Source organism: Clostridium sp. (assembly GCF_036643715.1).
Taxonomy (GTDB): Bacteria; Bacillota; Clostridia; order Clostridiales; family Clostridiaceae; genus Clostridium.
In genome coordinates this window covers 1-1,108 of the sequence record NZ_JAVXRL010000021.1, presented here as the reverse complement: position 1 = coordinate 1,108, position 1,108 = coordinate 1, and the positions used below count along the sequence as shown (strand labels likewise).

2 protein-coding genes and 1 pseudogene are annotated in these 1,108 nt (G+C 26.4%); all 3 read left to right on the top strand.

Annotation, left to right across the window (positions count from 1 at the left end):
* Window positions 1–27: 27 nt before the first annotated feature.
* Window positions 28–117, top strand: a pseudogene (locus tag RSF37_RS14785) (hypothetical protein); the annotation flags it as partial.
* A gap of 88 nt (window positions 118–205) precedes the next feature.
* A complete protein-coding gene (locus RSF37_RS07740; protein WP_332563831.1) occupies window positions 206–397 on the top strand; it encodes a polymorphic toxin type 17 domain-containing protein in 192 nt (63 codons plus the stop codon).
* Between the two features lie 10 nt (window positions 398–407).
* Window positions 408–734, top strand: a complete 327-nt coding sequence (locus RSF37_RS07735; protein ID WP_332563830.1) for a hypothetical protein — start codon at window positions 408–410, stop codon at window positions 732–734.
* Window positions 735–1,108 lie beyond the last annotated feature (374 nt).

Genomic DNA, 1,108 nt, shown 5'->3' with positions numbered 1-1,108 from the left:
AAGTAAAAAAATCAGAAAAAGTTATATAATTTATCAGTAGAAGATAACCATACATATTTTGTAGGTCAAGATGGTTTGTTAGTTCATAATGATTGTTCACAGACAATTAGTAATTAAGTAAAAGAAATTTTAAAAAGCGCATCTTTACCCACTGAGGGTAAGATAAGGTATATACCTCCAAGTTACTTGGACTAGCACTCAGAGATTGCCTAGAATCAATGGTGGATATATTGATAAATTTGGGAATGTTTGGACAAAAGGACCGTCTAGAACAGCAGGACAAAGTTTTGAATGGGATGTTCAACTTTTAAAGATGGGGAAAAACCAACTTGGTTGGGCTAGTAGAGATGGATCTCATTTAAATGTTTATCTTGATGGTAAAATAACACACAAATAGGAGGCGAAAATTGTTTATTAGAACGTATGTATATTCTAATGATAAAATAAACGCTAGAAAAATTGTTGAAGAATTTTTAAACGTAATTAAAAAAGAAATTAAGACTAAAAAATATATAAAAAATGAAATATACTGGAAAGATAATAATATGTATATTATAGAAGTCGAAATAGACTTCTATAATAATTTAGACAAAAGAAAATTAGGCTATTTTTTAAAAGATATAAGTGATAAATGGATTGTATTTGGAAGGCCAATAGATGAATTTTTAACTTCACAAAAAATTGAGAAGTCCAACCTCTCTTCAAAAGTAAATATGATAAATATATTTTGCTAATTAAGCAAATAAATGAAAATAGATACTTAATTATTATCGATTTTTTGATTTAGCTATTTTAAATAAAGGGTTTAAGTTTTGGGGTGTTAAAACTAAAACAGAATATCATAGGCATTGGAGACATCAGATTAAGCTTATAAAATAAGATGAAAATATATTTTAAAAATTACTTGAATGTATAAAAGATATAGACGAAGAGAATATAAAAGAAGTTCCTTCTCAAAGATGGTACTTTGAATATGAGAGTTATAAAAATGATAACTTTGAAGTAGTATATAGATCAATATTACGAATATCTAAAATTATCCCTGTATTTTACTTGCAACATGAATTTGAAATAGAAAATTATGATCCAGATAGAATTTATCCTGCAT